The organism is Dietzia sp. NPDC055343, assembly GCF_053645265.1.
This window is the reverse complement of sequence record NZ_JBSHMJ010000039.1, coordinates 24,175-30,438: the sequence shown is the minus strand read 5'-3', so window position 1 is coordinate 30,438 and position 6,264 is coordinate 24,175. Positions and strand designations below refer to the sequence as shown.

Below are 6,264 nucleotides of genomic sequence, written 5' to 3'. Positions count from 1 at the left end.
AACACCGCCCGCGCCACAGCACTCGCCAAAGCCGGAGCCACATTCCAGCCCATCACCGTGACTATCGAACCCCGGACCATCATCGACCTACCAGCCCACCGCCACAGCCGCTGGTGGAACCGAAACCACCACCGCTACCACCCACCCGGCAACAGCGCCCTGGAAAACCAACTCAAAACCATCATCGACAACCTCACCGACCCACCGCCCTTCTAACGCCGGCTGGCACCCGCGGTGCGACATCTCGCTTCGCGCGCTCCAGAGATAGGGGAAGGTGAGCGCATGACCACGATTCCGTCCAGCCCCGCGAACAACTCCCTGGCCGACGTCATGCCCTCCCTCGCGGCCACGTTGGGAACCGAGAGCCCCAACCCCCTGGCGCTGGAGCCGGCTCAGGACGCGGTGCTCGTGCTCGTAGACGGGCTGGGCGCGGAACTCATACGCCGGTACGCCGAGCAGGCGCCCACGCTCGCTGCGATGGCCACCCGGATGATCTCGGCCGGGTTCCCCAGCACTACGGCGACAAGCCTGACGAGCCTCGCGGTCGGCGCGCCCTGCTCGAAGCACGGCATCGTGGGCTACAGCTTCCGGATATCGGACTCCGAGGGGTCGACATCGTTCAACCCGCTGAGATGGACGCTCGACTCCGCCGGAGGGCCCACGGCGATCGACCGCTTCCCGCCCCGGGACGTCCAGAAACTGCCCAGTCTTCTCGAGCTGCTGGCCGCCGACGGCGTCGACGTCACCTACGTCATGCGCGACGATTTCCGCGACTCGGGGCTCACCCGCGCGGCGTTCCGAGCAAGCGGCGACTACCGGCCAGCCAACGCCCTCGACGAGATCAGCCGCGCGGTGGTCGAAACCGTCGCCCGCCCCTCCCGGACGAGACGGTTCGTCTACGCCTATTTCGGGGATCTCGACATGATCGGCCACATTCACGGGCCCGGCTCACCGGAGTGGCTGCAGTCGCTCCGCGAGGTCGACGCGTTCATCGCCGATCTGGCCACGGACCTCCCGCGCGGCTGCCGATTGGTCGTCACGGCGGACCACGGGATGGTCACGGCAGAGACATCCATTGACATCGACACGACCCCCGCCCTGCTCGCCGATGTCACCACCGTGGCCGGGGAAGCTCGCGTTCGTCACGCATATGCGCGCCCGGGCGCCGAACAGAGTGTGCTCTCCACCTGGGAGTCGGAGCTCGCGGGCCACGCACGTGTCCTCAGCCGGGAACAGGCACTTGACGAGAGCCTCTTCGGCCCCGGGCGTGACCATGCCGACCGGCTGGGCGACGTGATCGCGATAGCGACCGGCGGTGTCGTCCTCACCCGATCGCGGAACGAGAAGCTGGAATCCTCACTGATCGGCCACCACGGCGCCAACACAGCTGCCGAGCAGCACATCCCCCTCATCGTGCGCTGAACGCCCGGGGGCGCGGCCACCATCGGACTAGCAGGTCACCAGGACCGACGGATCGCTCGTCGTGTCCAACCACCGGCCGTATGCCGTCGACCCGGCGGAACGAACGTCCGAGCAGAGTTCCTGCTTCGAATAGCCCGAGGGCCGATATACCGCATAGATGACGTTCCCGTTCTCGTCACGCTGGCGCAGCGACGGGCACGCCATGTCCGTGCGTAGATAGGACGCGCCGGGGTATTGCTCCAGCGCCGACGCGATCTCCTGCGCGTAGTCGCCCGGGGTCACCGCCGAGTACAGCACGACGATCCCGCGCCCGTCGCATGCAGGCCGCGTCATGGGGATGGGCAGCCCCAGGTCCCCTGCAGTTGTGTTTCCCCGATCTCCGACAGGGGTGACAGTGGTGGCCACCTCCGGCGGCGACGCGGAAGGAGCTGGCGCCGCCGTCACGGTGACGCGCTCGGGAGCAGATTGCTGGCTCGAGAACTCCGCGGGTACCGCTGCCGGGGGCTCATCGTCCGGAGCCGCCAGCAGATATCCCACCACGCCCGCCAGCGCCACCACCAACACCACTACCAGCGCACCGAGCGCCCACGTGACACCGTTGCGCGACTGGGGCGGGCTCAGGGGACCCGGGCCGGAGGCGCCGGGATCGTTCCAACCGAAGTTGCCGGGTGAGCTGCTCATCGTCACCACCATCTACTTGGCCGGCGGCGATCCGCCCGAACCTGAACAACATGATACGAATCTCATCCGCCCCGGGCAATCCCTCGTCGATCCGATCCGCACCTGGACCGGATGCGGCCGACCCCCCGTCTCACTACGGTCTGTGACATGCGTGAACGCGCATCGCAACACCCGAGAGGAGCCCGCGATGAAGGCAGTCACCTGGCACGGCAAGCGAGACGTCCGGGTAGAGGACGTCCCGGATCCGCGGATCGAGCAGCCCACCGACGCGATAGTGAAGGTCACCAGCACCAATATCTGTGGTTCGGACCTGCACCTGTACGAGGTACTGGGTCCGTTCATGAACGAGGGCGACATCCTCGGCCACGAGCCGATGGGAATCGTCGAGGAGGTCGGGGCCGAGGTCACCGACCTGAAACCCGGGGACCGTGTGGTGATGCCCTTCCAGATCTCGTGCGGCCACTGCCACATGTGCGGCAAGGGCCTGCAGACCCAGTGCGAGACCACCCAGGTCCGCGACCAGGGCATGGGAGCCGCGCTGTTCGGCTATTCCGAACTGTACGGCAGCGTGGCCGGCGGGCAGGCCGAGTACCTGCGCGTCCCGCAGGCCCAGTACACGCACATCAAGGTCCCGCACGAGCACGCTGACGACAGGTATCTCTACCTCTCCGATGTCCTGCCGACGGCCTGGCAGGCCGTGGAGTACGCCCTGATCCCGGACGGCGGCACGGTAGTCGTACTAGGGCTCGGCCCGATCGGCGACATGGCGGCCCGGATCGCGCAGCATCGCGGACACCGGGTGATCGGTGTGGATCCGGTGGCCGAGCGTCGTGCCCGGCAGGCCCACCGCGGGGTGGAGGTCCTCGACCCGACCGCGGTGCCGGGCGAGGTCGGAGACGCGATCCGGGACATCACCGACGGCCGCGGGCCTGACTCCGTGATCGACGCGGTGGGGATGGATGCACACGGTTCGCCTGCAGCATCCGCGGCTCACACGGCGGTCGGGCTCCTCCCGAAGTTCCTCGGCAAGAAGATGATGGAGCACGCCGGCGTCGACCGGCTCGGCGCCTTCTATTCGGCGATCGACATCGTCGGCCGCGGTGGCACCATTTCGCTCTCGGGGGTCTACGGCGGCAGCGCCGACCCGTTGCCGATGCTCACGCTCTTCGACAAGCAGGTCACGCTGAAGATGGGCCAGGCGAACGTCAAGCACTGGGTTCCGGAGATCATGCCGCTCCTCACCGACGCCGACCCGCTGGGCGTCGACGACTTCGCCACGCACCGACTCCCGCTGGCCGAGGCGCCGGGCGCGTACGAGATGTTCCAGAAGAAGGAGGACGGCGCCGTCAAGGTGGTTCTCGAGCCGTGAACCACTCCCCTGCCCCACACGGTCTGACGCCCGCGGCGTCCCGGCGATCAGTATCCGGTGCGGCGTGGGCGGGCTCGGGGACCGGTCGGGGCGTCACCGCCGTCGCCGTCGCCGTCGTCGCCCTTCTGGCGGTCCTCACCGCCTTCCTCGCCGGCTGCGGCAGCCCGTTTCCCAAGGACACCGACGGCAGCCTCGACCGGATCACCGGCGGCACGCTGCGCGTCGGGGTCTCGGAGAACCCGCCCTGGACCGAGGTGGGCGACGACGACTCCGTGACCGGCCGCGAGGTCGACCTGCTCACCGGGTTCGCGCACGAATACGACGCGACGGTGGAATGGACCCCCGGCGCCGAGAGCGAGCTGATCATGGCGATGGCCCGCGGAGACCTGGACATCGTCGTGGGCGGGCTGACCGCTGACTCGCCGTGGGAGAAGGAAGTCGCGCTGACAAGAGCATATGCCCAGGAAGTCACCCCCGACGGGGATACAGAGGAGATGGTGATGGCCACCCCGCTCGGCGAGAACGCCCTGCTCGTGGCGCTGGAAACCTACCTCGCACGCACCGGGGAGGCGTCATGAGCCCGGAGTCCGGGCCCGCCGCGGGCACACTCGACGACGATCAGTCATCAGAGCACAAGGCCGCTCAACGGCGGGCGGTGCGGCTGGAGTGGACCACCATCGCGGTCCTGCTCGTGACGGTCGCGGCCGTCTACCTCGTGTCGGGCCAGTCGCAGGCGATGAAGGTCGCGTGGATCGAGGATTCGCTCTCGCTGCTCCCGCCGATCGCGTTCCTCATCGCCGCCCGTGTGGCCCACCGGGCACCGAGTACCCACTTCCCGTACGGATATCACCGGGCGGTGGGGATCGGACACCTGGTCGCCGGGGTCGCACTGCTGGCGATGGGACTGTTCCTCGTCGTGGATTCGGGCTCCGGGCTCCTGGCCGGCGAGCGGCCGCCGCTGGGCGTCGTGGAGATCGGCGGACAAGTGATCTGGGTCGGCTGGCTGATGGTGGCTGTCATGGCGCTGTCCTGCATCGGACCCGTCATCCTGGGCCGGATGAAGGCCGAGCCGGCGGAGACGCTGCACGACAAGGTGCTCTACGCCGACGCCGACATGAACCGCGCCGACTGGAAGACGGGTATCGCCACGATCGTCGGCGTGCTGGGCATCGGCATGGGCCTGTGGTGGGCTGACGCCGTGGCCGCGCTGGTGGTGAGCGTATCGATCCTGCGGGACGGCTGGGCCAACGTGAGCGGCGCGATCCAGGGCCTGGCCGATGCGCGCCCCACCCGCTTCGACGGCACCGACCCCCACCCGCTGGTCCACGAGATCGACGAGGTTCTGGACGGCGTCGCCTGGGCCGACGACCACGGTGCCCGCGTGCGCGACGAGGGCCACGTCTTTCACGTCGAGGCGTTCCTCGTCCCCGCCGACGGGCAGCATGTCACGGTCGAGATGCTGACGGCCGTGCGGCGCCGGTTGACGGACCTGAGTTGGAAGCTCAAGGACGTCGTGGTGACGGTGGTCGACGAGGTCCACGACACGCATCGGCCGTCCGGAGCCCGGCGCCCACCGGCTGCGATGCGGCGCCATGCCTGGCACCCTCGGGGCATGACTACTCGGCGAATCACCAATGAGGACGAGATCACCGACGCCGTCGAAGCCGCCACGGTTCCCGAGCCGGACGTGCTCGAGCGCGCGCGGATGATCATCGTGGACAAGCTCGGCGAATGGGACAGCCTCGGTCTGGACGAGTTGGTCGAGTCGGTGTGCGAGGCCTATGAGGCACCGTCGGGCGAGCCGCTGCGGGTGGCCGATGTGAACCCGGACGCGCCCGACACCGACTCCCCCGCACTTCGGAACCTGCGCTACGCCCGCGCCGCGCGCACTGCGGTCATCGCCCTCGTCGAGGCCGGGACGATCGTCCCCGTCGCACCGCTGGACGAGGACACCGCCCTGGTCGGCGAGGGCACGCGAGCGGGCGGCCGACCCGGCGTGGACCACGACGACCAGACGGGCACCCCGCCCGCCATCACCCCGACCGTCACCACCCAGAAGGAGACCACCGACTCGGCAGCACGGCAGGCCGGCACCGACGAGGTCCTCGTGAGCGTCGGCCCACTGCCCGAGGGTCGGCGTTTCGCGCTCGCGGCGCGCTGACCCGGCGCGCTGCTCTGACCCGCTGCTCTGACCCGCTGTTCAGACGCGCTGATCAGAGGGTGACCGTGGACTCCGGGTGGTCGGTCTCCTTGAGCGGCTTCTGTGCCCCACCGGACAGCCCCGCGCCCTCGACACGCGCGTCCCGGTAACGCTCGGCCTGCGCCTGCGTGATGGGGTCGCGGGAGCCGTCCTTGGCGTAACAGACCGGCAGCCAGGCGCCGTCGCCGTCGAGCCGGGCGACGATCCGCGGACGCAGACGGAAGGGCTGGATCGAATCCGACCACGCGATCAGCAGATCGAGGTTCTTACCGCTGGCGTCCGGCAGCGAATCGCTCAGGCAGAAATGCTGGACGCTGCGCCACACCGCGTACTGCGCATCGGCCACCGACACCGGGTCGACGGTCGCGGCTCTGGGGGCACGGGTAGTGCGGCTCCTGGTGGCCGCGGCGGGCGCTGCGGGCGGGGGCGGCGGGGAGTTCTCCCCCGACTCGACCCGGCGGCGAGCCTCTTCCATACGACGCTGCCGCCGCTCCGCCGCCGATACATCGCCCGAATCCCAGAAGCCCGTCATGGCGGACGACTTTACGCGGCCGACACCCGTTGTCGCCTCATTGAAGCACCCGGATGGGGG

At 69.2% G+C, this 6,264-nt stretch carries 7 protein-coding genes; 5 read left to right on the top strand and 2 right to left on the bottom strand.

Going from position 1 to position 6,264, the window contains the following annotated elements; all coding sequences use genetic code 11:
- Both ACWIE7_RS15560 and ACWIE7_RS15555 read left to right on the top strand, forming a co-directional pair.
- Positions 1-216, top strand: a 216-nt coding sequence (locus tag ACWIE7_RS15560; protein WP_454069864.1) for a hypothetical protein, incomplete at its 5' end; no start/stop codon positions are given.
- A 66-nt stretch (positions 217-282) separates the two neighbouring features.
- On the top strand, positions 283-1,422 hold the full coding sequence (locus ACWIE7_RS15555) for an alkaline phosphatase family protein (protein WP_454069863.1): 1,140 nt from the start codon (positions 283-285) through the stop codon (positions 1,420-1,422).
- 27 nt (positions 1,423-1,449) lie between these two features.
- Here the strand turns inward: ACWIE7_RS15555 and ACWIE7_RS15550 are convergent, their stop codons facing one another.
- Positions 1,450-2,103, bottom strand: coding sequence for a serine/threonine protein kinase (locus ACWIE7_RS15550; RefSeq protein WP_454069862.1), 654 nt, complete (start codon positions 2,101-2,103; stop codon positions 1,450-1,452).
- Positions 2,104-2,290: 187 nt separating this feature from the next.
- Here ACWIE7_RS15550 and ACWIE7_RS15545 point away from each other — a divergent pair, with 187 nt between their 5' ends.
- Genes ACWIE7_RS15545 through ACWIE7_RS15535 form a run of 3 tightly spaced genes read left to right on the top strand, consistent with a single transcriptional unit; the run spans position 2,291 to position 5,633 of the window.
- Positions 2,291-3,472, top strand: a complete 1,182-nt coding sequence (locus tag ACWIE7_RS15545) for a zinc-dependent alcohol dehydrogenase (RefSeq protein WP_454069861.1) — start codon at positions 2,291-2,293, stop codon at positions 3,470-3,472.
- On the top strand, positions 3,469-4,050 hold the full coding sequence (locus tag ACWIE7_RS15540; RefSeq protein ID WP_454057058.1) for a substrate-binding periplasmic protein: 582 nt from the start codon (positions 3,469-3,471) through the stop codon (positions 4,048-4,050). The genes ACWIE7_RS15545 and ACWIE7_RS15540 overlap by 4 nt, the downstream gene beginning before the upstream one ends.
- Positions 4,047-5,633: a cation diffusion facilitator family transporter gene (locus tag ACWIE7_RS15535; RefSeq protein WP_454069860.1), complete on the top strand. Its 1,587-nt coding sequence runs from the start codon at positions 4,047-4,049 to the stop codon at positions 5,631-5,633. Before ACWIE7_RS15540 ends, ACWIE7_RS15535 begins: the two co-directional genes overlap by 4 nt.
- 52 nt (positions 5,634-5,685) lie before the next feature.
- Here ACWIE7_RS15535 and ACWIE7_RS15530 read toward each other — a convergent pair whose 3' ends face one another.
- Positions 5,686-6,204, bottom strand: a complete 519-nt coding sequence (locus tag ACWIE7_RS15530) for a hypothetical protein (protein ID WP_452101008.1) — start codon at positions 6,202-6,204, stop codon at positions 5,686-5,688.
- Positions 6,205-6,264 lie beyond the last annotated feature (60 nt).